This window comes from Pseudomonas muyukensis (assembly GCF_019139535.1).
Taxonomy (GTDB): Bacteria; Pseudomonadota; Gammaproteobacteria; order Pseudomonadales; family Pseudomonadaceae; genus Aquipseudomonas; species Aquipseudomonas muyukensis.
The window spans coordinates 4674830-4699503 of the sequence record NZ_CP077073.1; the positions used below are offsets into that span (position 1 = coordinate 4674830).

A 24674-nucleotide genomic window follows, 5' to 3' on the forward strand; every position below is an offset into this window, starting at 1 on the left:
GGCTCCTACGAGGCTGCGCTACAACGCAAAAGGCCGCCGCATCACCTGGATGCGGCGGCCTTTTATCTCGGCGTAGGAGCCGGCTTGCCGGCGAACACCGGCGCAGCCGGTGCCATCCTCCGCGCCGCCTGCTTCGCCAGCAAGGCTGGTTCCCACAGGGCTGCGCTACAACGCAAAAGGCCGCCGCATCACCTGGATGCGGCGGCCTTTTATCTCGGCGTAGGAGCCGGCTTGCCGGCGAACACCGGCGCAGCCGGTGCCATCCTCCGCGGTGCCTGCTTCGCCAGCAAGGCTGGCTCCTACGGGGCTGCGCTACAACGCATAAGGCCGCCGCATCACCTGGATGCGGCGGCCTTTTATTTCGGCGTAGGAGCCGGCTTGCCGGCGAACACCGGCGCAGCCGGTGCCATCCTCCGCGGTGCCTGCTTCGCCAGCAAGGCTGGCTCCTACGGGGCTGCGCTACAACGCAAAAGGCCGCCGCATCACCTGGATGCGGCGGCCTTTTATCTCGGCGTAGGAGCCGGCTTGCCGGCGAACACCGGCGCAGCCGGTGCCAGCCTCCGCGCCGCCTGCTTCGCCAGCAAGGCTGGTTCCCACAGGGCTGCGCTACAACGCAAAAGGCCGCCGCATCACCTGGATGCGGCGGCCTTTTATCTCGGCGTAGGAGCCGGCCTTGCCGGCGAACACCGGCGCAGCCGGTGCCATCCTCCGCGCCGCCTGCTTCGCCAGCAAGGCTGGTTCCCACAGGGCTGCGCTACAACGCAAAAGGCCGCCGCATCACCTGGATGCGGCAGCCTTCTTGTCGGTGGTCAGCGACGACGCGGCTGGCGTTTGCGCTGTTCTTCGTCGGTCGGGATCGGCACCGGCTGCAACGGTGGCGGGAGCAAGCCCAAGGCGACGGCGAGGTCGTGGAGCCAGTTGTACATGCGTTGGTTCATAATGCCCCCTTGACGGGTGGTCAATCAATCCTGCGATGCGTCATACAGATCATAGTCCCATGTCCTGTATGGCGCATGCTTCTGTTCTTACACATATGGGCGATTTTGACCCGGATCAAGCGCAGATGGCAGCTTCCGACGGTCGGTCAATCGTTTCGCTTTGTTGCAAATCGATCCAGGCCTGCAAATTTGCCCCACACATGCCCTGGCGCCACATCAGCCAGGTCTGCGCCTGGTCGAACGGCGCCTGCAACCGATGCACCCGCACCCGTTCATGCCCCGGCAGGCTGTCGAGCATCGACTGGGCCATCAACGCCACCCCCGCCCCGGCGATCACGCAGGCCAGCATGCTCTGGTACGACTCGATCTCCATCACCCGCCCCATGGGCGTGTGGGCATGGGCATACCAGGCCTCCAGGCGCATGCGGTACGAGCAGCCCTGGCGGAAGGTGAACACCGCCTTGCCCGCCACGTCACGGGCCGTTTGCACCGGCGGGTGTTCCGGGCTGGTGATGAGCACCAGCACCTCATCGCACAAAGGCACGCCATCCAACCCGGCCAGGCTCGGCGGGCCGTCCACCAGGGCTGCGTCCAAGGTATGGCCGAGCAGGCCCTCGAGCAGCTCGCCACTGGGGGCGGCACGCACTTGCAGGTTCACCGCTGGGTAAGCCTGGTGATAGCGCGCCAGCAGCGCGGGCAAGTGGATGGCCGCGCTGCTGTACATGGTGCCGAGCAGGAAGTCACCGGCCGGCTGGCCGCCCTGCACCGCGGCCATGGCCTCGTCGCGCAGGGCCGCCAGGCGGTTGGCGTAGTCCAGCAGCACCTTGCCCGCCGGTGACAACTGCAGGCGCTGACGCTCGCGCAGGAACAGCTCCACCCCCAGTTGTTCCTCGAGCTGACGCAGCCGCGTCGACAGGTTCGATGGCACCCGGTGCAGGCGCTCGGCGGCACGGGTCAGCGAGCCTTCCTCGGCCACGGCCTGGAAGATACGCAGTTGGCTGAACTCCATTAGATTCTCCAAAACAGAACAACTTGATCATCATTATTCAATTTTGTTGAAAGTCAATCCGCCCTACCCTGCCAGCCATCGCATTCCTTCGTGCAGGAGACGCTCCATGTCACCCTTCGTACAACTGCTGGCCAGCGCCGTGGCGCTGATGATGGCCATGGGCATCGGCCGCTTCGCCCTCACCCCGCAACTGCCCCAGCTGATCACCGAGGGCCAGTTCGACCTGACCGCCGCTGGCCTGATCGCCGCCGCCAACTACCTGGGCTACTTTCTCGGCGCGGTGGACGGCATGTTCGCCCGCCAGCCGGCCCAGGTGCGCCTGCGACTGCATGGCGGGCTATGGCTGTGCGTGGCGTTGACCCTTGCCTCCTGGGCCGCGGACGGTTTCTGGAGCCACCTGCTGCTGCGCTTTGGCACGGGCGTGGCCAGCGCCTGGGTACTGGTGATGATCACCAGCCTCAGCCAGCAACTGGCCAATGCCCATGGCCGGCAGCGGCTGGGTACCCTGGTGTTCGCCGGCCCCGGCGCCGGCATCGCGCTGACCGGCCTGCTGGCCCTGGCAGCGCACCTGCTGGGGCTGGGCTCGGCAACACTGTGGCTGATCTACGGGGTAGCCGCCCTGCTGATGCTGCTGGCTGTGCTGCCGTGCTTGCCACGGGCACTGGAGCCCGCACCAGCAGCAGCGCACGACGGCCCGCCCCAGGGCGCCGGCATCGGCCGCCTGGGCTTGGTCTACGCGCTGTACGGTATCGGCTACATCCTGCCCGCCACCTTCCTGGCGCAGATGGCCAACCAGCAGTTCCATGGCCAATGGCTGGCCGATCTGTTCTGGCCGGCATTCGGCCTGGCCGCAGCGCTCGGCGTGGTGCTGGCCAGCCTGCGCCGCCCCGGCCACACCAGCACCTGGTTGACCGCCACCTTGTGGCTGCAAGGGTTGGGGGTGCTGGCGTGCCTGTTGGGCGGCGGCCTCGGCCTGGGGCTGGGGGTATTGCTGTGCGGCGGGCCGTTCCTGGCTTGCATGCAACTGGTGATGCAACGCTCGCGGGAGCTGGCGCCCCATGCCACGCAGCGCAACGCCGGGCTGTTGACCGCCTGTTTTGCCCTGGGGCAGTTGAGCGGGCCGTTGCTGGCGGCGTTGAGCAGCCATTTCAGTGGAAGCTTGCAACCGGCGCTGGTGCTGGCGGCGCTGGGGTTGGGGCTGGCCGGGGTGTTGGTGCTGGCCGGTGGTGCGTCGCGCGCGGCGATCAACCCAAGTTCGCCAGCCTTGCCGGCGAATCCTAGCCCACAACCCTGCGCAACTGCTGGCGCACCCAGCCTTCGGCACTGACCAGGATCACCCCCAGCAGCACCATCACCGCGCCAATCACGAAGTTCAGGCTCAGCGGCTCATCCAGCAGCAACACGCCAAAGGTCACACCGAACAGCGGCGTGATGAACGAGAACACCGCCAGGTTCGATGCCAGGTATCTGCGCAATAGCCAGAACCAGGTCAGGTAGCTGATGAACGACACCACGATGCCCTGGAACAGCACACTGCCCACCGCCAGGGGCGTCAGGGCAAAGTCGGCGATCTGCCCGCTGAACAGGGCGATCACCAGCAAGCCGAGGAAGCCCACCGCCAGTTGGTAGAACAGGGTCAAGGTCACCGGCGCCTCGGACAGCCGCGAGCCACGCACCACCACCGTGGTCGCGCCCCAGGCCAGCCCGGCCAGGATTGCCAGGCCATCGCCCAATAGCATGCGCCCATCGAGCTGCTTGAGCGACACGCCCCCGGCGAAGGCCAGGGCAATGCCACAGAAGGCCAGCAGGATGCCTAGCCACTGCAGCCAGCGCAGCCGCTCGCTGGGCATCATGAAATGCAGCCCCAGGGCGGTGAAGATTGGCGCGGTATAGAGGAACACCGACATGTGCGCCGCCGACGTCAGCTTCAGCCCCTCGGCAATGAACAGGAACTCCAGCCCGAACAATGCCCCGGCCAGCAACCCGGCGCGCCAGGTGGTGCCCACCAACCCCCAGCCCTCACGCACGCACACCAGCAGGCCGACCAGCAGCGCGGCGATGCCGTTACGAAATGCCGCCTGCATCACCGGGGCGATGTCCACGGCGGCCGACTTGATCAGCACCTGTTGGCAGCCCCATACCAGGCACAGCCCCAGCATGACCTGAAAAGCGAAGGCGTCGGGGTTCTTGCGGGCCGCGGTCATGCGCGCCCCCTTGGCTGCTGCAACGTCATGGGCAAGGCTCGGCAGTGGAATGGATCCCGATTATTAGACGTCGAGCCTTGCCGATACCAGCCTAAATTGCGCCCCCGGCGATTCGTGCCTCGGCAGCGACCCGGTCGAAGGTGCTCTCGTCCAGCGCGTCTTCCTGCTCATCCAGCACCTGGCGCGGGTGCTCGAAGCCGGGGATGCTGCTGTCGATCAGGCTGAGCAGGCGCGAGCCACGCTCGGTGAGCACGAAATTTTCGCCGTTGCCGCCCTGCTCTTCGGGTCGGCTTTCGATGAAACCACGCTCGAAGAGGCTCTTTTCGTACTCGCAGGCGCGGGTCTTCAGATGGTCCAGGTCGCCGGGCGCTTGGCCCTTGGCTGCCAGGGCCGCGGCATGTTGCTCGGCGTAGGGGCGTGGGGTGAAGCTGTGACCGGCGCCGTTCTGCACTTCGTGCAGCAAGCGTTCGATCAGGTCCCAGTCGTAGGTGCTCATGGAGGGGGCCTCCTGCTGTGGACGGATGGGGTACATAAGGTGTGACCCAGGAGCCTTTCCAGGTGTTCCACTTTTTACGTGTCTGAACTTTTGCCAGGCCCCGACCATCAACCAGTATCATGCCCTGCAGAGGCCCGGACGATGAAAACCTCAACCTGCATCACCCTGTTCGCAAGCCTGCTGTGCAGCGCCCCCACTTGGGCTTGCACGCCAGAGGAAGCCACCCATAAAAGAGAAGAACTGGCCGGGCTGGTCAGCCAGCTCACCGAGCAGAACCCGCAAAAGGCCAAGGAGATCAATGACGAACTCCAGGGCATGGAGCTGGGCACGGCGAGCAAGGACCTGCCGGACAAATGCCAGTTGATCGACAAGCGCATCCAGGAACTGAAAGCCGCAGAGAAGAAGACCTGACTTGGATGGCGCTCAGCGCCGTTGCTGGGCCTGCATGTACTGGCGCAGCAACTGGTTGATGCGGGTCTGGTAGCCGGCGCCCTGCTCCTTGAACCAGGCCAGGACGTCGGCGTCGAGGCGGATGGTCACGGTCTGCTTGGCAGGCACCCGCAACTCGGCACGGCTGAAGAAGTCGTCGTCCAGCTCGGGGATGTCCGAGGTATCAACGGGTGGCTGTTGCTTGGTGGTTGCGGATGGTTTCGACATAGCGCTGTTCCTCGCGTCGGGTTGCTCGCCTGGCGGAAATGACTCGGATCACATCACCCGGCCTTTCGGTGTAGGCCACCACACAGACCCAGGCATTGATCCAGCCCATGCTGATCCAGCGCGGTTCCTGGTACTCGAACCGCTCGTCACGCAGCACCAGCATTGGCTGGCGAAACATGAGCGTGACAGCGTCAAAGTCGACACCATGCTTGCGGATATTGATCAGGTTCTTTTGCTGATCCCACTCAAATCGGATTGAGCCATCGTATTTACATACGTACATACGCTACACCTCCTTGGCGACAGATGCCATAGGAGTCTGGTGGGTTGGCGACAAAATGCCGGGGCAAAAAGGGCGTTTGGGAAATGGGCTACAAACGCCCGGGGAAGGCGTGAAGTAACCCGCCACCGTTGCGGTGGCGGGCTTGCTGCAAGTTGCGCTTACTCAGCGGCAGGCTTGCGCTTTTTCAGCGGTGCCAGGCCATCGGCACTGGCCAAGGGGGCCTTGCTCCTAGGCTTGGCGGCCGGCTTTTTCTTGGCGGCGCCCTTCTTGTCGGCACCAGCTTTCTTCTCGACCTTTTTCTTCTTGCTGCCGGCGGCCTTGCCCGAGGCCTTGACCTTCTTCGGCCCGTTGTAGGTGCCCTTGACCTCCTTGATGACGCGGCGCTCGAACTGCTGCTTGAGGTAGCGCTCGATGCTCGACATCAAGTTCCAGTCGTTGTGGGTGATCAACGAGATCGCCAGGCCTTCGCCACCGGCACGACCAGTACGACCCACGCGGTGCACGTACTCGTCGCCGCTGCGCGGCATGTCGAAGTTGATCACCAGGTCCAGGCCGTCGATGTCCAGGCCACGGGCGGCGACATCGGTGGCCACCAGCACCTTGGAGCTACCCTGTTTGAAGCGCTCGATGGCCTGCTTGCGGTCCTTCTGGTCCTTCTCGCCGTGCAGCACGAAGGCCTTCACGTCCTTGGCCACCAGGTGGCCATAGATACGGTCGGCCAGGGCACGGGTGTTGGTGAAGATGATCGCCTTGTCGAAGGTCTCGTTGGCCAGCAGCCACTGCACGATGGCTTCTTTATGCTGGTCGTGGTCGGCGGTGATGACCTGCTGGCGGGTGCCTTCGGCCAGTTGCGAGACGCTGTTGAGCATCAGGTGCTCAGGGTCCTTCAACACCTTGCCGATGATGTCGCGCAGGGCCGCGCCGCCGGTGGTGGCGGAGAACAGCAGGGTTTGCTCGCGCTGCTCGCACTCCTTGCACAGGCGCTCCATGTCTTCGGCGAAGCCCATGTCGAGCATGCGGTCGGCTTCGTCGAGGATCAGCACCTGCACGTGGGACAGGTCGAGGTTGCCGGCATTGAGGTGCTCCAGCAGGCGGCCCGGGGTGCCGATCAGCACATCAGGGACCTTGCGCAGCATCGCGGCCTGCTCCTTGAAGTCTTCACCGCCGGTGATCAGGCCCGCCTTGATATAGGTGAACTGCGAGAACAGCTGCACTTGCTTGAGGGTCTGCTGGGCCAGCTCGCGGGTCGGCAGCAGGATCAGCGAGCGGATCTCCACCCGTCCGCCTTTAAGGTCGACCAGGCGGTTGAGCAGCGGCAGGACGAAAGCCGCGGTCTTGCCGCTGCCGGTCTGCGCGGTCACCCGCAGGTCACGCCCTTGCAGGGCCAGGGGAATGGCCGCCGCCTGCACCGGGGTCGGCTCGACAAATTTCAGCTCGGCCACGGCTTTGAGCAGGCGTTCGTGCAGGGCGAATTGGGAAAACACGGGGGTAACCTCGGGCAAGTGCGAAAAATTCAAGTTGCATAGGGTAACGTTTTCCGCCGCCAGAACCGAATTTCTTTTGGCAACTTTGCGCCGATCCGCGCTCTAATGTCGCCTCGTACCGCTATACAGACCGTTTCCAAGCCCATGGACATCCAACGTTTCTGGCGTGACGCCCTCGACCTGTGGGGCACGCTCGACCAACACCCGATGCTGCACGCCGCCCTCGGCCTGATCGTGCTGCTGCTCGTCTCGCTGCTGATCGGCCGCCTGGCGCGCTTTCTGATCCTGCACTCCACCCGCTTGCTGGCACGGCAACCGGCGCTGCGCTGGCTGGACGACCTGCGCCACAACAAGGTGCTGCACCGCCTGGCCCAGACCACCCCGTCGCTGGTGGTGCAGTTCGGCCTCAAGCTGGTGCCGGAGCTGTCCACCACCGCCCAGCACTTCCTCGGCAACGTCGCCCTGGCCGTGACCCTGCTGTTCATGACCCGCGCCCTGTCGTGCCTGCTCGATGCCCTGCTGGACATCTACGCCCGCAGCGAACACGCCCGCACCCGCTCGATCAAGGGCTACATGCAGCTGGCCAAGATGATGCTGTGGATCTTCGCCGCCATCGTCATCGTCGCCACCTTGATCGACCGCTCGCCGCTGTTGCTGCTGTCGGGCCTGGGCGCCATGTCGGCGGTACTGCTGTTGGTGTACAAGGACACCCTGCTGTCGTTCGTCGCCAGCGTGCAGCTGACCAGCAACGACATGCTGCATGTCGGCGACTGGATCGAAATGCCCCAGGCCGGCGCCGATGGCGACGTGGTGGACATCACCCTGCACACGGTGAAGGTGCAGAACTTCGACAAGACCATCGTCTCGATCCCCACCTGGCGCCTGATGAGCGAGTCGTTCCGCAACTACCGCGGCATGCAGCAATCGGGCGGGCGGCGGATCAAGCGCAGCCTGTTCATCGACGCCGCCGGCGTGCGCTTTCTCAACGCCGAAGAACAGCGCCGCCTGGGCCAGGTCAGCCTGCTGGGCGATTACCTGAGCCAGAAACGCCAGGAACTGCACCAATGGAACGAAGCCCTGGGCCCGGTGGCGGAACTGTCGGCCAACCGCCGCCAGCTGACCAACATCGGCACCTTCCGCGCCTTCGCCCTGGCCTACCTGAAAAGCCACCCCAACGTGCACCCGGACATGACCTGCATGGTCCGCCAGATGCAGACCACCGCCGAAGGCGTGCCGCTGGAAATCTACTGCTTCACCACCACCACGGTGTGGGCCGAGTACGAGCGCATCCAGGGCGATATCTTCGACTACCTGCTGGCGGTGCTGCCGGAGTTCGGCCTGAGCCTGTATCAGCAGCCTAGCGGCAATGACATGCGCGCGGGCCTCGCCGCCCGGTCGCAGGCACAACCGCAGCCGCGCAGCCTGGAGACGCTGAGCGACGCGTGATCACCCAGGGCGCCCATGGGCGCCCTTTGCTTTTTGCCCCACAGGCCCACTACGCTAGGCGCAAAACGTCATCAAGGAAGATCGACGGTCCTTCCCTGATGACTGATCAACGCCACTCGCAGCTACCGTGAGCGAACCATGCGTCAGGATCTGTCCATCACCCCACCCCACGCCACCACCGACACCGCCCCGAGGCGCAAGGCCCTGGCCGCCGCCAGCCTCGCCCATGGCGTGCATGACGGCCTCACCGATGTCATCTACGTGCTGCTGCCCCTCTGGCAAGTCGCCTTCGGCCTCAGCTACGCCCAGGTTGGCCTGCTCCGCGGCGCCTACGCCGGGATGATGGCGGGCTTTCAACTGCTGGCCAGCAAAGGTGCCCGCCGCTGGGGGCGCGAAGCCCTGCTGATCCGGGGCACGGCGCTGGCCGGGCTGGCTTACCTGCTCGCCGCCCAGGCCAGCGACCTGAGCCTGTTGCTGATCGCCCTGATGCTCGCCGGCCTCGGCGCCAGTACCCAGCACCCGCTGGCCAGCGCCCTGGTCGCCGATGCCTACGACGGCAGTGGCAGGGTCAAGCAGGCCCTGGCCCAGTACAACTTCGCCGGCGATATCGGCAAGGCGGTGATTCCAGGGCTGACCGGCCTGGCGCTGGTGTACCTGTCCTGGCAGGCCAATGCCACGCTGCTCGGCCTACTCGGGCTTGGCGCGGCGGCGCTGCTGTGGGGGTTGTTGCGCCAGCCGCCTGCGCAGGCCGAACCTACCACCAAAGCCACACGCCAGCACCAGGCCGGCACACCCTCCGGCCTGACGGCGCTGATCGCCACCGGCACCCTCGACAGCGGCGTGCGCATGGGGTTTCTGACCTTCCTGCCGTTCCTGCTGCAGGCCAAGGGCGCGGCCACCGCCCAGATCGGCCTGGCCCTGGCGCTGCTGTTCATCGGCGGTGCATTCGGCAAGTTGTTCTGCGGCTACCTGGGGGCGCGCCTGGGACCGGTGCGCACGGTGATCTGCACCGAGTTGCTGACGGCCGTGCTGATCCTGGTGGCACTGCTGCTGCCGCTGCTGGCGCTGATGCTGGTCATGCCGCTGATTGGCGTGGCGCTCAACGGCACGTCTTCGGTACTCACCGGGCTGGTGCCGGATTTCGCCGGCCGCGCAAATCGCGAGCGGGTGTTCGCCTGCTACTACACCGGTACCGTGGGTGGTGGCGCGCTGGCCCCGGTGCTGCTAGGCGCGCTGTCCGACCATGCCGGGGTGACCCAGGGGCTGGTGGCGCTGGCCGGCACCTTGGCGCTGACCTTGCCGCTGTGCCTGGTGATACACCGTGGCCTGCGTCACCAGCTCTGAGCCTGGCGCGATTCAGGCCGCGCCCGGCGCCCTCAGGCGTTGCCCACCCAGGCGGCTCAGCCAGACCGACGCCAGGATGATCCCACCGCCCACGGCCAAGCGGCCCAGCGGCTCGTCCTGGTTCCAGATCAGCAGGTTGAGCAGCAGGCCTACCGGCACATGCAGGTTGTTCATCACCGCCAGGGTCCCCCCGGAAACCAGGCAGGCGCCCTTGTTCCACCAGTACAGCCCCAAGGCAGTCGGGCACAGGCCGAGGAACAGCAAGACCAGCCACTGGGTGTCGGTGCTCGGCAGATGCTGGGCATTGCCGAACAGCAGGAACGCCGGCAGCACCACCAACAGCGCACCCAGGTAGAAGTAGCCGAAACGCCGGTAGTGCGGCAGGTCGCTGGGGTTGCGCGCCACCAGGTGGCGGTACAGCACCTGGCCGGCGGCGTAGGTGAAGTTGGCCAGTTGCAGCAGCAGGAAGCCCATGAAGAACTCGCCGCTGACGGTGTCGAAGCGGATCACCGCGGCGCCGGCCACCGCCACCAGCGCGGCCAGCAGTGCCCAGGGATTGAAGCGGCGGTTCAGGGCGTCTTCGATCAGCGTGACATGCAGCGGCGTGAGGATGGTGAACAGCAGCACCTCGGGCACCGTCAACACGCGGAAACTCAGGTACAGGCAGACATAGGTGATGCCGTACTGCAAGGCGCCGATCAGCAGCATCGAGCGCATGAAGCGTGGCTCGACCTGGCGCCAGCGGGTCAGCGGCAGGAACACCAGCCCGGCCAGCAGCACCCGCGCCAGCACCGCGAAATAGCTGTCGACGTGGCCGGCCAGGTACTCGCCGATCAGGTTGAAGGAGTACGCCTGGATCAGCGCAACGATAAACAGGTAGCCCATGGTTGGCCCTCGTGGATCAAGGCGGCGACCTTAGCGGGTTGGGTCTGGCCAGTTCAACCCTGAGGATTGTGGGGCCGCTCCTACACAGGTTGCGCCACCGCAAAAAAAGCCCGGCCATCGCAATGGCCGGGCAGGTACACCCAAAGGAGCAACAAGGTGTCAGGGTTGGGAATTCGTCGCGGCTCAGGCCACCGCGGCCAGCCTGGCCTTGGCCTGGTTGAGGCCCTTTTCGTGGAACTCGCCGCTCATGTTCAGGCCTTCGGCGTGGATGAAGTCCACCTCGTGGATGCCGATGAAGGCCATCACCTGGCGCAGGTAGGGTTCCTGGTGGTCGCTGCTGGCACCGGCATGGATGCCGCCGCGGGCGGTCAGGACGATGGCGCGCTTGCCAGCCAGCAGCCCCTGCGGGCCGGTGGGGGTGTACTTGAAGGTGATGCCGGCGCGCAGCACATGGTCCAGCCAGGCCTTGAGGGTGCTGGGGATGGTGAAGTTGTACATCGGCGCGGCCATCACCAATACATCGGCGGCCAGCAGTTCGTCGGTCAGCGCGTTGGATCGCTCCAGCGCTTCACGCTCGGCGGCGCTGCGCTGCTCCTCGGGCTTCATCCAGCCGCCGAGCAGGTGGGCATCCAGGTGCGGCACCGGGGTCAGCGCCAGGTCGCGTACGGTGATCGCGTCGGCCGGGTGCGCCGCCTGCCACTGCTGGATGAAATCCTGGGTCAGTTGGCGAGAAACGGAATCCTGCTGGCGGGCGCTGCTTTCGATGATCAGTACGCGGGACATGGGTGCCTCCATCGGCGGTAAAGGGGTGCGATTCGATGGAGGTGAGATTAGAGGTTGACCTATCGATAAAAAAGCGTAAAAAGTGGGTTCAATCTATCGATTAATCAGTTTTATTCCGCCTTGCAGTCCAGCACGATGCGCAGCTTGATGATCTGCCGGTTGAACTTGGCCGTCACATCGACGCTCTTGCCGGCCGGCACGTTGACCCGGCGCACCCGTGGTGCCTCGGGCCCATTGCGGAAACTGACCTTGCACGCCGCCGCCACCTGCCCATAGTTGTTCAGGTTGATCGAGCCAATGTCGTAGGCAGTGTCATAGGCGGTGTAGTCGACCTTGACCCCGGTCATCTGCTTTTCCACGTCGATGGGATAAGCCATGGCCCCGAGGGGCAGGCACAGCAGCACGGCCAGACAACTTTTCTTCATAGGGCGCTCTCCTTGAGAAGAGCGCAGCTTAGGACAACAGGAGCCATAGATGAAAGCGCCGCGCGTAACCCTGGATCAGTGGCGGACCCTGCAGGCGGTGGTCGATCACGGCGGGTTCGCCCAGGCCGCCGAGGCCCTGCACCGCTCACAGTCGTCGGTGAGCTACACCGTGGCGCGCATGCAGGAGCAACTGGGCGTGCCGCTGCTGCGCATCGACGGGCGCAAGGCGGTGCTGACCGAGGCCGGCAGCGTGTTGCTGCGGCGCTCGCGGCAACTGGTCAAGCAGGCCAGCCAGCTCGAAGACCTGGCCCACCACATGGAACAGGGCTGGGAAGCCGAGGTGCGCCTGGTGGTCGACGCCGCCTACCCCAGCGCCCGCCTGGTGCGCGCCCTGAGCGCGTTCATGCCGCAGAGCCGCGGCTGCCGCGTGCGCCTGCGCGAAGAGGTGCTGTCCGGGGTCGAGGAGGTGCTGCACGAAGGCATCGCCGACCTGGCCATCAGCAGCTTCAACATCGGCGGCTACCTGGGTACCGAACTGAGCCCGGTGGAATTCATCGCCGTCGCCCACCCCGAGCATGCCCTGCACCGCATGGGCCGCGAGATTACCTTCCAGGACCTGGAAAGCCAGTTGCAGGTGGTGATCCGCGACTCTGGCCGCGCCCAGCCGCGCGACGTCGGCTGGCTGGGTGCCGAACAACGCTGGACGGTGGGCAGCCTGGGCACCGCCGCGACCTTCGTCAGCAGCGGCCTGGGCTTCGCCTGGCTGCCCCGGCACATGATCGAGCGCGAGCTGCGCGAAGGCGTGCTCAAGCCGCTGCCGCTGGATCAGGGTGGCAGCCGCCACCCACTGTTCTACCTTTACTCGAGCAAGGAAAAGACCCTGGGCCCGGCCACGCAGATCCTCATCGAATTGCTGCGCAATTTCGACACCGCGCCGCTGGACGTGCCCTTCGCCGCTCCCCCGCAAGCCTGAAAGGATCGCGCCCATGGCCTGTTTCGAACACGACGGATGCCTGCTGCATTACCAGGAACACGGCCAGGGCGAGCCCCTGGTGCTGCTGCACGGGCTGGGTTCGAGCAGCCAGGACTGGGAGTTGCAGGTACCCGAGTTCAGCCGCCATTACCGGGTGATCCTGATGGACATCCGCGGCCACGGGCAATCGTCCAAGCCGCGCCGGGGCTACCAGATCAAGACCTTCAGCGAAGACCTGCTGGCCTTGCTCCAGCACCTGGGCTGCGGCCCGGTGCATTTCGTCGGGCTGTCCATGGGCGGCATGCTCGGTTTCCAGTTTGCCGTCGATCACCCCGACTGGCTGCGCAGCCTGTGCATCGTCAACAGCGCCCCTGAAGTGAAGCGGCGCACCCCGAGCGACTGGCTCTGGTGGCTCAAGCGCTGGGGCCTGGCGCGGCTGCTCAGCGTCGAGACGGTGGGCAAGGGCCTGGCCGCGCGGCTGTTTCCCAAGCCGCAGCAAGCCGAGCTACGGCGCAAGATGGCCGAGCGCTGGGCGCGCAACGACAAACGCGCCTACCTCAAGAGCTTCGCTGCCATCGTCGACTGGGGGGTGCAGGAACGCATCGGCCAGATCCACTGTCCCACGCTGGTGATCGCCGCCGACCAGGATTACACCCCGATCGCCCTGAAACAGCGCTACGTCGCCCTGATGCCCAACGCCAGGCTGGCGGTCATCGCCGATTCGCGGCACGCTACGCCACTGGATCAACCTGACGACTTCAACCGTACCGTGCTGCAGTTCCTCGCAGCCGCCACCACCTCTCAAGGATCTTTGAGCCCATGCTGAAAAAACTTCTGCTCACCGCCTGCTCGGTCGCCTTCGCCACCAGTGTCATGGCCTCGGACAAGACCCCGCACGTGTTGCTGGACACCAGCTTCGGCCAGGTCGAGATCGAACTGAACGCAGAAAAAGCCCCGATCAGTACCAAGAACTTCCTCCAGTACGTCGACAGCGGCTTCTACAACAACACCATCTTCCACCGCGTGATCCCAGGCTTCATGGTCCAGGGTGGCGGCTTCACCGACCAGATGGTGCAAAAGAGCACCCAGGATCCGATCCGCAACGAGGCCAGCAACGGCCTGCAGAACACCCGCGGCACCCTGTCGATGGCGCGCACCTCCGACCCGAACTCGGCCACCAGCCAGTTCTTCATCAACGTCGCCGACAACGATTTCCTCAACCCGGGCCGCGACCGTGGCTACGCGGTGTTCGGCAAGGTCACCAAGGGCATGGAGGTGGTCGACCAGATCGTCAACTCGCCCACCACCGTCAAGAAAGGCATGCGCGATGTCCCGGCCGACCCGGTGTACATCAAGTCGGCCAAACGCATCGACTGACCACGCACCACACAGGGACGTGGGTCGGGTCATACAGGAGTCCTGTCACCCATGCTGTACCGTCGCTTCGAGCAGTTGATCGACATTTTCCGCGAGGCGCCCAGCGAGGCGCCTCCCGGCAAGGTCTGGCCCTTCTATCTCTACTACCTGCGTCAGGTCTGGCCGAGCTTCCTCGCCCTGCTGATCGTCGGCCTGATCGCCTCGCTGATCGAGGTGGCGCTGTTCAGCTACCTGAGCCGCATCATCGACCTGGCCCAGGGCACCCCCAACGCCAACTTCTTCAGCGAGCACAGCGCCGAGCTGATCTGGATGGTGGTGGTGGTGCTGGTGCTGCGCCCGGTGTTCTTCGGCCTGCACGACCTGCTGGTGCACCAGACCATCAGCCCGGGCATGACCAGCCTGATCCGCTGGCAGAACCACACCTACGTGCTCAAGCAGAGCCTGAACTTCTTCCAGAGCGACTTCGCCGGGCGCATCGCCCAGCGCATCATGCAGACCGGCAACTCGCTGCGCGATTCGGCGGTACAGGCGGTGGATGCCTTGTGGCACGTGCTGATCTACGCCATCAGCGCGCTGGTGCTGTTCGCCGAGGCCGATTGGCGGCTGATGCTGCCGTTGCTGGTGTGGATCGCCGGCTACATCGGCGCGCTGTACTACTTCGTGCCACGGGTGAAGGAGCGTTCGGTGATTTCCTCCGACGCCCGCTCCAAGCTGATGGGGCGCATCGTCGACGGCTACACCAACATCGCCACCCTCAAGCTGTTCGCCCACACCGACTACGAGCAGCAGTACGCCCGCGAGGCGATCAGCGAACAAACCGAGAAGACCCAGCTGGCCGCGCGGGTGATCACCAGCATGGACGTGGTCATCACCTCGCTCAACGGCTTGCTGGTGGTGTGCACCACGGGCCTGGCCCTGTGGCTGTGGAGCCAGGCGTCGATCACCGTCGGCGCCATTGCCCTGGCCACCGGCCTGGTGATCCGCATCGTCAACATGTCGGGCTGGATCATGTGGGTGGTCAACGGCATCTTCGAGAACATCGGCATGGTCCAGGACGGCCTGCAGACGATTGCCCAGCCGGTCAGCGTCAGCGACAAGCCCCAGGCGCCGGGGCTCAAGGTCAGGCAGGGCGGCGTGCGCTTCGAGCACGTAGGCTTTCACTACGGCAAGGGCAGCCAGGTGATCGACGCGCTCAACCTGGACATCCGTCCGGGCGAGAAGATCGGCCTGATCGGCCCGTCCGGTGCCGGCAAGTCGACCCTGGTCAACCTGCTGCTGCGCCTGTACGACGTGCAGGCCGGGCGCATCCTCATCGATGGCCAGGACATCGCCGAGGTCAACCAGGCCAGCCTGCGCGCGCAGATCGGCATGATCACCCAGGACACCTCGCTGTTGCACCGCTCGATCCGCGACAACCTGCTGTACGGCCGCCCCGACGCCACGGACGAGGAGGTCTGGGAAGCGGTGCGCCGGGCTCGGGCCGACGAGTTCATTCCGCAATTGTCCGACGCCCAGGGGCGCAGCGGTTTCGACGCCCATGTCGGCGAGCGCGGGGTGAAGCTTTCCGGCGGCCAGCGCCAGCGCATCGCCATTGCCCGGGTGCTGCTGAAGAACGCACCGATCCTGATCATGGACGAAGCCACTTCGGCGCTGGACTCGGAGGTCGAGGCAGCCATCCAGGAGAGCCTGGAAACCCTGATGCAGGGCAAGACGGTGATCGCCATCGCCCACCGCCTGTCGACCATCGCCCGCATGGACCGCTTGATCGTGCTGGACAAGGGCCACATCGTCGAGAGCGGCAGCCACGCTGAACTGCTGGCGCAGCATGGGTTGTATGCACGGTTGTGGCACCACCAGACCGGCGGGTTCGTCGGCGTCGATTGAGTTAGGCGCGGCCCCTATGGGAGCGGCCTTGTGCCGCGAAAGGGCCGCAAAGCGGCCCCGGCGATCTTTGTGTCAACGCTGAAATCCTGGGGCTGCTACGCAGCCCTTTCGCGACACAAGGCCGCTCCTACAGGGATAGCGTGTGGCCAGACACTTCAAACCTGGCGATACGGCAACATCCCCCGCGCCTGCTCGGCGTAGGCCATCACCCCTTCGCGTTCCTGGCGCAGGAAATCCGCGACCGCCCGACGCAACCCTGGGTGCAGCAGGTAATGCCACGAGCGCGTGATCACCGGCTCGAACCCACGAATCAGCTTGTGTTCGCCCTGGGCCCCGGCATCGAAGCGCTGCAAGCCTTCGCCGATGGCGAAGTCCATGCCCTGGTAGAAGCAGGTCTCGAAGTGCAGCCGGTCGAATTCGTCCAGGCAGCCCCAGTAGCGGCCATACAAGCTGTCGCCCCCCACCAGGCTGAACGCCATCGCCACCTCCCGCCCCTGCTGCCGGGCGATCACCACGCGGATGGCCTCGGGCATACGCTCGGCGACCAGGCTGAAGAATGCCCGGGTCAGGTACGGCGCACGGCGCCGCACCGCATAGGTGTTGGCGTAGCAGCGGTAGACGAAATCCCACTGCGCCTCGCTCAGCTGTTCGCCCCGGTACCAGGCGAAGTCGATGCCCTGCCCCGCCACCTGCTCGCGCTCCTTGCGCATCTGCTTGCGCTTGCGCGAGCTGAGGCTGTCGAGAAAATCCTGGAAGTCCCGGTAGCCGGGGTTGCGCCAGTGGAACTGGCAGCCCAGGCGCTCCATCCAGCCGGGCAGAGCGCCAATGGCCTGATCCAGCGCGGGGTCGGTGAAATTGATGTGCGCCCCGGACAACCCTCCCTTGCCCAGATACTCCGGGATCGCCTGCAACAGCAGCAGGCCCTCGGCTGGGTCGGCGGCCAGCAGCCGCGGCCCGCTCACCGGGCTGAACGGCACAGCGCCAAGCAACTTGGGGTAGTAGGCGATGCCGGCCCGCTCGCAGGCGTCGGCCCAGCCATGATCGAACACGTACTCGCCGAACGAATGCCACTTGCGGTACGCCGGCAGCAACGCGCGCACTTCACCGTCGCGCTCCAGCACCAGGTGCTCGGCAGCCCACCCCGTGTCGGGGGTTACGCTGGCGCTGTCCTCCATGGCCGTGAGAAAGGCATGGCGCAGAAACGGCTGGGCATCGGGCACCAGGGTATCCCAGGTGGTCGCCGGCAGGTCGCGCAGATGGGCAAGGCTGTGGAGGCTGATCACATTTGCAACTCGCTGAAGAGAGGGTGCCAGTATTGCCAAGTCGCCGGCGACACTCAAATGACAGGCCGCTGACTTAACAACAGTGCCACTGTTTAGACATTATTCTGTCATCCACCCCCGCAATACTTGCGCCTGTTTTCCGGAACCCCAGAACCTGTCTAGTCAGGCCCTTTCCGAAGACATGCCAACTTGGGGGCGGGCGCTTGAGCCTCCCCACTTTTTCCAACAGGGAGAACCTTATGCGTCTTGTTTCTACACTTACTGGAGTGAGCCTCACCGGCATGATGCTGGCTCTGAGTACTCCGGCCAGTGCTGCTGTCGACGCCAAGCTGCTCGAAATGCTCCGCGCCAATGGCTCGATCAACCAGGCGCAGTACAACGAACTGCAGGGCGACCTGGCAAAGGAAACCAAGGAAAAGGCCGACCAGAAAGCCCAGTCCGAGCGTCTGAGCTCCTTCGAACAAAAAGTGGCATGGGCCGCCAAGACCCAGATCAAGGGTGATGTGCGCCTGCGTTACGAAGACGTCAACGTCGACAACCCCAACAGCCGCAGCGGCAACCAGGACCGCGAGCGCGTGCGCGCCCGGGTCGGCTTCTACAGCGAGATCAACCCGCAGGTCGACGCCGGTATCCGCGTGGCCACCGGCAGCAGCTCGGACGCCCGCTCGACCAACCAGAGCCTGGACAACTACTTCGACAAGAAATCGCTGTGGGTCGACCTCGCCTACCTCGACTGGCACCCGACCGCCGTGCCCAACCTGCACCTGATCGGCGGCAAGATGATGCAGCCATGGGTGAGCATGGGCGACGTCATCTGGGACAGCGACATCAACCCTGAAGGCGTGGCGGTCACCTACAAGACCAACCTGGGTGCCGCCGAGCTGTTCGGCAGCGCCGGCCACTACACCCTCAAGGACAACGTCGACGGCGACGGCGTGCAGTTCAAGCACGACGCCCAGCTGTACCACGGCCAATTGGGCACCAAGTTCAATGCCGCCGATACCGTCAAGGTCACCGTGGGCGGCAGCATCTACGGCTTCGACAACGACAAGAAGTCGGCCGTGCTGCGCAGCTTCGGCAACACCACCGACGAGTTCAACCTGGTGGAAGGCTTTGGCCAGGTGGACTTCACCGGCTTCGCCATCCCGTTGTCGGCGTATGGCCAGTTCGTCAAGAACACCGAAAGCACCGACGGCGAAGACAAGGCCTGGCTGGCCGGCCTGAAAACCAAGGTCGGCGCCTGGAGCCTGGACTACAACTACCGCGATGTGCAGCGCAACGCCGTGGTCAGCCTGTTCACCGACTCCGACTTCGGCGCAGGTTTCACCGGCTCACGCGGCCACAAGTTCAAGGTGGGTTACGAGATCGACAAGAACTTCTCGCTGGGCGCGGCCTACCTGATGGCCAAGACCGACCTGTCGCAGTTGCCGAACAGCAATGCGGATGTAGACACGCTGCAGGTGGACCTGGAAGCCAAGTTCTAAGCGTTACGCTCCCTTGCTCCACGCTGAAGCGGGAAATGCCGACCCCATCCGGCATTTCCCGTTTTTTTGTTTACCTGCCAGAAAGCCGGGGCTGCTTCGCAGCCCTTTCGCGACACAAGGCCGCTCCTACAGGGAAATGCGTTCTCCTGTAGGAGCGGCCTTGTGTCGCGAAAGGGCCGCACAGCGGCCCCGGCATTCTCGAACTGAAAATCACCGCTTGCGCAGGATCACGCTACCAATCGAATACCCCGCACCAAACGAGCTCAGCACGCCCAGCGAGCCCTTGGCCAGGTCATCCTGGTACAGGTGGAAGGCAATCACCGAACCGGCCGAACTGGTGTTGGCATAGCGATCGAGGATCACCGGCGCATCTTCCTCGGCCACTTCACGCCCCAGCAGCTTCTTGACGATCAGGTGGTTCATGCTCAGGTTGGCCTGGTGCAGCCAGAAGCGCTTGACGTCAGACGGTTGCAGGTCGTTCTCAGCCAGGTGCTGGCCAATCAGCTCGGCGACCATCGGGCAGACTTCCTTGAACACCTTGCGGCCTTCCTGCACGAACAGCTTGTCACGGGCACCGATGCCCTCTTCGGCGGCGCGGTTGAGGAAGCCGAAGTTGTTGCGGATATTGTTGGAGAACGCGGTCAGCAGCTTAGTGCTGACGATATCGAACTGATGCTTCGAAGTCGCAAGGTCGGCCCGTTCGATCAGCACGGCGGTGGCGGCGTCACCAAAGATGAAGTGGCTGTCACGGTCGCGGAAGTTCAGGTGGCCGGTGCAGATCTCCGGGTTGACCACCAGCACCGAGCGCGACTGGCCCAACTGCACGCTGTTGGCGGCGGTCTGGATACCGAAGGTGGCCGACGAGCAGGCCACGTTCATGTCGAAGGCGAAGCCCTGGATGCCCAGCGCCTGCTGCACTTCGATGGCGATGGCCGGGTACGGGCGCTGCAGGTTGGAACAGGCGACGATCACCCCGTCGACATCGGCGGCGGTGCGGCCGGCACGCTCCAGGGCCTGGCGGGCAGCGGCCACGCCCATCTCGCAGAGGATCGATTGCTCGTCGTTGCTGCGCTCGGGCAGGCGCGGCTTCATGCGTTGCGGGTCGAGAATGCCCGCCTTGTCCATGACGAAGCGGCTCTTGATGCCCGAGGCCTTTTCGATGAAGGCGGCGTCGGACAGCGGCGCCGCCTCGACCTCGCCACGTTCGATGGCGGCGGCGTTGTCACGGTTGAAACGCTGTGCCCAGGCGTTGAAGGATTCCACCAGTTCTTCGTTGGAAATGCTCTGGGCCGGGGTGTACAGGCCGGTGCCGCTGATCACGACGTTGTGCACGGTCGTTCCTCTGGTCTGGGGCCGGCGCCGGACGGGCGCAGGCCAAAAATTGGGGTTCGATACTGGCACCTTGGTACCAGTTTGCAATCGTAATAATCCGTATTGGCGAGGGCTTTGCCCTCGATCGCGGGTAAACCCGCTCCTACAGGGCCACCACCGACTTCAGAATCGGCGATAAACCTGTAGGAGCTGGCTTGCCAGCGAATGGGCCGCAATGCGGCCGCAAATTCCTGCAAGTGTGCCACAAATCAGCGAGGTTAGGCTTCCACCTGCCCCCACTGTTTGCTCAGTCGCTTGTCGGAAATCGGCACCTTGGTACCCAACTGCTGGGCAAACAACGACACCCGGTATTCCTCCAGCAGCCAGCGGTAAAGGGTCAACTGCTCATCGCGCTTGCCTTCCTGGGCATGCTTGTCGGCGCGGGCCTGGTACTGCGCCCAGCAATTGGCCAGTTCGCCGCTCCACACCCGGTCCTTCTGCACCTGCGAACCCAGTTTTTCCAGGCGCAGTTCCACCGCCTTGAGATAACGCGGCAGTTCCTTGAACCAGGCACTTGGTGTCTCGCGCACGAAGCCCGGGTACACCAGGTTGGCCAATTGCTGCTTGATGTCGTTGAGCGCCACCGCCTGGGCCAGGTCGATCTTGCCCTTGAAGCGCTTTTGCAGGCCATGCCACAGCTTCAGCACCTCCAGGGTCTGGCGGGCCAGGCGTTCGGCGTGCTCGGCCCAGTTGCCGCGCTTGCGCTCGGCCAGCGAGGCCAGGCCCGCGCCATCACGTGGCAGCGGGTCTTCGCCTTCCAGCACACAGCTGTCGAGGCTGGCCAGGAGAATATCCTCGACCAACGCCTCGACCCGGCCCAGTTCACGGTACAGCAGCCCCAGCTCGGTCAGCCCCGGCAGCTTGCCGCGCAGGAACTTGGCCGGCTCCGCCAACTGCTGCAGCAACAAGCGTTGCAAGGCGCGACGGTGCTGGAACTCGGCTTCGGCCTGGGTCGAGAAGCGCCCCTCGCGCACCGTGCCATTGTCCTCGACCAGTGCCGGGTAAACCGTCATCGACAACCCGGCGATCTTCTGCTGCGCGGTCTGCGCCACCTGCGCGAAGGCCTTGGCCTGCACCGGCTGCTCGGCCTTCTCGCTGCGCGGCAGGGCCAGCGCGGCCTGGCTGGCGGCGGCAAAGCGCGCGGTCAGCTCGGCCAGGTCGCGGCCTTCGCCGAGGAACTTGCCCTGGGCATCGACCACTTCGATGTTCATGCGCAGATGGCCCTCGACCAGCCCGGCCGCTTCCGCCCAGGCCTCGTCCGACACGCGCGCCCCGGTCATGCGCAACAATTCCTGGCCCAGGGCCTGCGGCAATGCCCCCTGGCCGAAGCTCATGCGCGCCAGCGCCGCCTTGACGAAATCCGGCACCGGCACGAAGTTCTTGCGCAGGGCCTTGGGCAGGTTACGCACCAGGGCAATGCACTTGGCCTCGAGCAAGCCTGGCACCAGCCATTCCAGGCGCTCGCCCGGCAGGTTCGGCAACAGCGGCGCCGGCACCCGCACGGTCACGCCGTCACGCGGGTGGTTGGGCTCGAAGTGGTAGCTCAGCGACAGGCGCAGCTCACCCACCTGCAGGTGGTCTGGGTACTGCGCGGCGGTGACCTCGCTGGCCTCGCGGGCGAGCACGTCCTCCTCGCGCATGATCAGCAGGCTGGCGTCCTTCTGGCTGTTCATCCGGTACCAGCTGTCGAAGGTCGCGGTCTGGTGGATTTCTTCGGGCAGGCGCGCCTCATAGAAGGCGTACAGCGTCTCCTCGTCGGCAAGAATGTCGCGCCGACGGGCCTTGGCCTCCAGCTCGTCGAGCTGTTCGAGCAGGCGCTTGTTGGCCGCCAGGCACTTGGCCCGCGACTGGATTTCGCCGCCGACCAGGCCCTCGCGGATGAACAGCTCGCGCGAGGTGACCGGGTCGATCGGGCCGAAATGCACCGGGCGCCGGCCGACCAGGATCAGCCCGTACAGGGTGATCTGCTCGTAGGCCACCACCTGGCCGCGTTTTTTCTCCCAGTGCGGCTCGAAGTGGTTCTTCTTGATCAGGTGGCTGGCCAGCGGTTCGATCCAGTCCGGCTCGATCTTGGCCACCACGCGCGCGTACAGCTTGGTGGTTTCCACCAGCTCCGCGGCCATCACCCACTGCGGTCGCTTGCGGCCGATGCCCGAGGACGGGTGAACCCAGAAACGCCGCTGACGCGCGCCCTGGTAGTCGCCCTCCTCGGTCTTCTGGCCGATCTGGCTGAGCAGGCCGCTGAGGATGGCCTTGTGCAGCGGCTGGTAGGTGCACGGTTCCTTGTTCACCGCCAACTGCAAGTCGCGGCAGATCAGCGCCAGCTGGCGATGGGCGTCGCGCCACTCGCGCAGGCGCAGGTAGTTGAGGAAGTTCTTGCGGCACCAGTTGCGCAGCGGGTTGGCGGTCAGTGCCTGGCGCTGCTCCTCGAAACCACGCCACAAGTTGACCAGCGCGGCGAAGTCGGAATCGACGTCCTTCCACTGCGCATGGGCCTGGTCGGCGGCCTGCTGGCGCTCCGGCGGGCGCTCGCGCGGATCCTGCACCGACAGCGCGCTGGCGACGATCAGTACTTCCTGCAGGCTGCCCTGGCGGGCGCCTTCGAGCAGCATGCGACCCAACCGCGGGTCGATCGGCAGGCGCGCCAGTTGGCGACCCAGCGGGGTCAGCTGGTTCTCGCGGTTGACCGCCGAGAGCTCCTGCAACAGGTTGAACCCGTCGCTGATGGCCTTGCCATCCGGCGGCTCGATGAACGGGAAGGCGTCGATCGCACCCAGGCGCAGGTGCAGCATCTGCAGGATCACCGCGGCCAGGTTGGTGCGCAGGATCTCCGGGTCGGTGAACGCCGGCCGACCGTTGAAATCGTCCTCGCTGTACAGGCGGATGCAGATGCCCGGCTCGACCCGGCCACAGCGGCCCTTGCGCTGGTTGGCGCTGGCCTGGGACACCGCCTCGATGGGCAGGCGCTGGACCTTGGCGCGGTAGCTGTAGCGGCTGATGCGCGCGGTGCCGCTGTCGATCACGTAGCGAATGCCCGGCACGGTCAGCGAGGTTTCGGCGACGTTGGTCGCCAGCACCACGCGTCGGCCGCTGTGGGACTGGAAGATCCGCTGCTGCTCGGCCGGCGACAGCCGCGCATACAGCGGCAGGATCTCGGTGTGGCGCAGCTGCGCCTTGCGCAGGATCTCGGCGGCGTCGCGGATCTCGCGCTCGCCGGGCAGGAACACCAGCACATCGCCCGGGCCCTTGCCCTGGCTGCGTTCGTGCTGGGCGATCTCGTCGAGGCTGGCGAGGATCGCCTGGTCGACGGAAAGGTCCTCCTCGACCTGGTTGCCCTCCTCGTCGTGCTCGCTGGTCAGCGGCCGGTACCAGGTGTCCACCGGGTAGGTACGGCCGGACACCTCGATGATCGGCGCACCGTCGAAGTGCTGGGAGAAACGCTCCAGGTCGATGGTCGCCGAGGTGATGATCAGCTTCAGGTCCGGGCGACGGTGCAGCAGGGTCTTGAGGTAGCCGAGCAGGAAATCGATGTTCAGGCTGCGCTCGTGGGCTTCGTCGACGATGATCGTGTCGTAGCGCTCGAGAAAGCGGTCGTGTTGAGTTTCGGCCAGCAGGATACCGTCGGTCATCAGCTTGACCAAGGTGTTCGAATCGCTCTGGTCCTCGAAACGCACCTGATAGCCGACCAGCGCGCCCAGCGGCGTGCCCAGCTCTTCGGCGACCCGCGCCGCGACACTGCGCGCGGCGATCCGCCGGGGCTGGGTATGGGCGATCAGGCCATGACTGCCGCGGCCCAGCTCCAGGCAGATCTTCGGCAGCTGGGTGGTCTTGCCCGAACCGGTTTCGCCAGCGATCACCAGCACCTGGTGTTCGGCCAGGGCCTTCTTGATCTCGTCGCGCTTGGCGGCGATCGGCAAGCTGTCGTCGTAGCGGATGTGCGGCACGCTCTGCTGGCGCGCGGTCACCTGGGCGCAGGACGCCTGGACCCTCTCGACCCACTGTGCAAGCTTGCCCTCGTCGGGGCGCTTGCGCAGCTCGTGCAGTTGCCGACGCAATCGGTGACGGTCGGCGATCATGGCGTGGTCGAGGTTGTTCAGCAGTTGTTCGATGGCGTGGTCTGTCATGGGGCTTTTTAGTGATGCAGGTGAGGCCTGCTTTTTCATGATCGGCATTCGTAAGGGGTGGGATTGTCGCAGATTTGCCGGCCTGATGCTGCCTGTACCGGCCCTTTCGCCGGCAAGCCGGCTCCTACACCGACCCCACCCTGTAGGAGCCGGCTTGCCGGCGAACCCCCTCAGAATGTTTACCCAACCATGGAGTGAACGTCGCCATTCACTGCTTTAATCAA

At 65.2% G+C, this 24674-nt stretch carries 23 protein-coding genes; 9 read left to right on the forward strand and 14 right to left on the reverse strand.

Going from position 1 to position 24674, the window contains the following annotated elements; all coding sequences use genetic code 11:
• Positions 1-606: 606 nt before the first annotated feature.
• The 3 genes from KSS95_RS24655 to ptrR form a co-directional block, all read right to left on the reverse strand.
• Positions 607-732 (reverse strand): hypothetical protein, encoded by a 126-nt coding sequence (locus KSS95_RS24655; RefSeq protein WP_263974801.1) that lies wholly within the window; start codon positions 730-732, stop codon positions 607-609.
• Between the two features lie 77 nt (positions 733-809).
• Positions 810-938, reverse strand: a complete 129-nt coding sequence (locus KSS95_RS24660; protein WP_256660254.1) for a PA1414 family protein — start codon at positions 936-938, stop codon at positions 810-812.
• A 115-nt stretch (positions 939-1053) separates the two neighbouring features.
• Positions 1054-1947, reverse strand: a complete 894-nt coding sequence (gene ptrR / locus KSS95_RS20570; RefSeq protein ID WP_217849172.1) for a putrescine utilization regulator PtrR — start codon at positions 1945-1947, stop codon at positions 1054-1056.
• Between the two features lie 106 nt (positions 1948-2053).
• Between ptrR and KSS95_RS20575 the strand changes: the two genes are divergently transcribed.
• Entirely contained in the window at positions 2054-3274 is a 1221-nt protein-coding gene (locus KSS95_RS20575; RefSeq protein ID WP_217849174.1) for a YbfB/YjiJ family MFS transporter, read from the forward strand.
• Here the strand turns inward: KSS95_RS20575 and KSS95_RS20580 are convergent.
• On the reverse strand, positions 3225-4151 hold the full coding sequence (locus KSS95_RS20580) for a DMT family transporter (protein ID WP_217849176.1): 927 nt from the start codon (positions 4149-4151) through the stop codon (positions 3225-3227). The two genes, KSS95_RS20575 and KSS95_RS20580, sit on opposite strands and share 50 nt — an antisense overlap.
• Before the next feature lie 91 nt (positions 4152-4242).
• Positions 4243-4647 carry a transcriptional regulator gene (locus tag KSS95_RS20585; protein ID WP_217849178.1) on the reverse strand — a complete coding sequence of 135 codons (405 nt, stop codon included), beginning with the start codon at positions 4645-4647 and terminating at the stop codon, positions 4243-4245.
• A gap of 141 nt (positions 4648-4788) precedes the next feature.
• Here KSS95_RS20585 and KSS95_RS20590 point away from each other — a divergent pair, with 141 nt between their 5' ends.
• Positions 4789-5058, forward strand: a complete 270-nt coding sequence (locus tag KSS95_RS20590; protein WP_134691001.1) for a hypothetical protein — start codon at positions 4789-4791, stop codon at positions 5056-5058.
• A gap of 12 nt (positions 5059-5070) precedes the next feature.
• Here KSS95_RS20590 and KSS95_RS20595 read toward each other — a convergent pair whose 3' ends face one another.
• The 3 genes from KSS95_RS20595 to KSS95_RS20605 form a co-directional block, all read right to left on the reverse strand.
• A complete protein-coding gene (locus KSS95_RS20595; RefSeq protein WP_217849179.1) occupies positions 5071-5304 on the reverse strand; it encodes a BrnA antitoxin family protein in 234 nt (77 codons plus the stop codon).
• The gene (locus KSS95_RS20600; RefSeq protein ID WP_217854048.1) at positions 5261-5560 is read right to left on the reverse strand and encodes a BrnT family toxin; all 300 of its coding nucleotides are present in this window, start codon (positions 5558-5560) and stop codon (positions 5261-5263) included. The genes KSS95_RS20595 and KSS95_RS20600 overlap by 44 nt, the downstream gene beginning before the upstream one ends.
• 185 nt (positions 5561-5745) lie before the next feature.
• On the reverse strand, positions 5746-7071 hold the full coding sequence (locus tag KSS95_RS20605; RefSeq protein ID WP_217849181.1) for a DEAD/DEAH box helicase: 1326 nt from the start codon (positions 7069-7071) through the stop codon (positions 5746-5748).
• Between the two features lie 144 nt (positions 7072-7215).
• Between KSS95_RS20605 and KSS95_RS20610 the strand changes: the two genes are divergently transcribed.
• Complete coding sequence (locus tag KSS95_RS20610; RefSeq protein WP_217849183.1) at positions 7216-8517, forward strand: mechanosensitive ion channel family protein; 1302 nt, start codon at positions 7216-7218, stop codon at positions 8515-8517.
• 138 nt (positions 8518-8655) lie between these two features.
• Entirely contained in the window at positions 8656-9861 is a 1206-nt protein-coding gene (locus tag KSS95_RS20615) for an MFS transporter (protein ID WP_217849185.1), read from the forward strand.
• A 12-nt stretch (positions 9862-9873) separates the two neighbouring features.
• Here KSS95_RS20615 and KSS95_RS20620 read toward each other — a convergent pair whose 3' ends face one another.
• From KSS95_RS20620 to KSS95_RS20630, 3 genes are all read right to left on the reverse strand, one after another.
• Complete coding sequence (locus KSS95_RS20620; protein ID WP_217849187.1) at positions 9874-10746, reverse strand: carboxylate/amino acid/amine transporter; 873 nt, start codon at positions 10744-10746, stop codon at positions 9874-9876.
• A gap of 183 nt (positions 10747-10929) precedes the next feature.
• Entirely contained in the window at positions 10930-11529 is a 600-nt protein-coding gene (locus KSS95_RS20625) for an FMN-dependent NADH-azoreductase (RefSeq protein ID WP_217849189.1), read from the reverse strand.
• A gap of 110 nt (positions 11530-11639) precedes the next feature.
• Positions 11640-11954, reverse strand: a complete 315-nt coding sequence (locus KSS95_RS20630) for a 3-phosphoglycerate kinase (protein WP_217849190.1) — start codon at positions 11952-11954, stop codon at positions 11640-11642.
• 49 nt (positions 11955-12003) lie between these two features.
• On the opposite strand from KSS95_RS20630, the gene KSS95_RS20635 reads away from it, so the two are divergent.
• The 4 genes from KSS95_RS20635 to KSS95_RS20650 are packed head-to-tail and all read left to right on the forward strand — an operon-like array spanning position 12004 to position 16188.
• Complete coding sequence (locus KSS95_RS20635) at positions 12004-12927, forward strand: LysR family transcriptional regulator (RefSeq protein ID WP_186661216.1); 924 nt, start codon at positions 12004-12006, stop codon at positions 12925-12927.
• A 13-nt stretch (positions 12928-12940) separates the two neighbouring features.
• Positions 12941-13753, forward strand: coding sequence for an alpha/beta fold hydrolase (locus KSS95_RS20640; protein ID WP_217849192.1), 813 nt, complete (start codon positions 12941-12943; stop codon positions 13751-13753).
• Positions 13747-14304 carry a peptidylprolyl isomerase gene (locus KSS95_RS20645; RefSeq protein ID WP_094010027.1) on the forward strand — a complete coding sequence of 186 codons (558 nt, stop codon included), beginning with the start codon at positions 13747-13749 and terminating at the stop codon, positions 14302-14304. Before KSS95_RS20640 ends, KSS95_RS20645 begins: the two co-directional genes overlap by 7 nt.
• Before the next feature lie 51 nt (positions 14305-14355).
• Positions 14356-16188: an ABC transporter ATP-binding protein gene (locus KSS95_RS20650; protein WP_217849194.1), complete on the forward strand. Its 1833-nt coding sequence runs from the start codon at positions 14356-14358 to the stop codon at positions 16186-16188.
• 155 nt (positions 16189-16343) lie between these two features.
• Here the strand turns inward: KSS95_RS20650 and KSS95_RS20655 are convergent, their stop codons facing one another.
• Positions 16344-17471: a GNAT family N-acetyltransferase gene (locus KSS95_RS20655; protein WP_217849196.1), complete on the reverse strand. Its 1128-nt coding sequence runs from the start codon at positions 17469-17471 to the stop codon at positions 16344-16346.
• A gap of 239 nt (positions 17472-17710) precedes the next feature.
• Between KSS95_RS20655 and KSS95_RS20660 the strand changes: the two genes are divergently transcribed.
• Positions 17711-18955 (forward strand): putative porin, encoded by a 1245-nt coding sequence (locus tag KSS95_RS20660; protein ID WP_217849197.1) that lies wholly within the window; start codon positions 17711-17713, stop codon positions 18953-18955.
• A 210-nt stretch (positions 18956-19165) separates the two neighbouring features.
• Here the strand turns inward: KSS95_RS20660 and KSS95_RS20665 are convergent, their stop codons facing one another.
• Together KSS95_RS20665 and hrpA are read right to left on the reverse strand one after the other, a co-directional pair.
• Complete coding sequence (locus KSS95_RS20665; protein WP_217849199.1) at positions 19166-20287, reverse strand: beta-ketoacyl-ACP synthase III; 1122 nt, start codon at positions 20285-20287, stop codon at positions 19166-19168.
• A 257-nt stretch (positions 20288-20544) separates the two neighbouring features.
• On the reverse strand, positions 20545-24450 hold the full coding sequence (gene hrpA, locus KSS95_RS20670; protein ID WP_217849201.1) for an ATP-dependent RNA helicase HrpA: 3906 nt from the start codon (positions 24448-24450) through the stop codon (positions 20545-20547).
• Positions 24451-24674 lie beyond the last annotated feature (224 nt).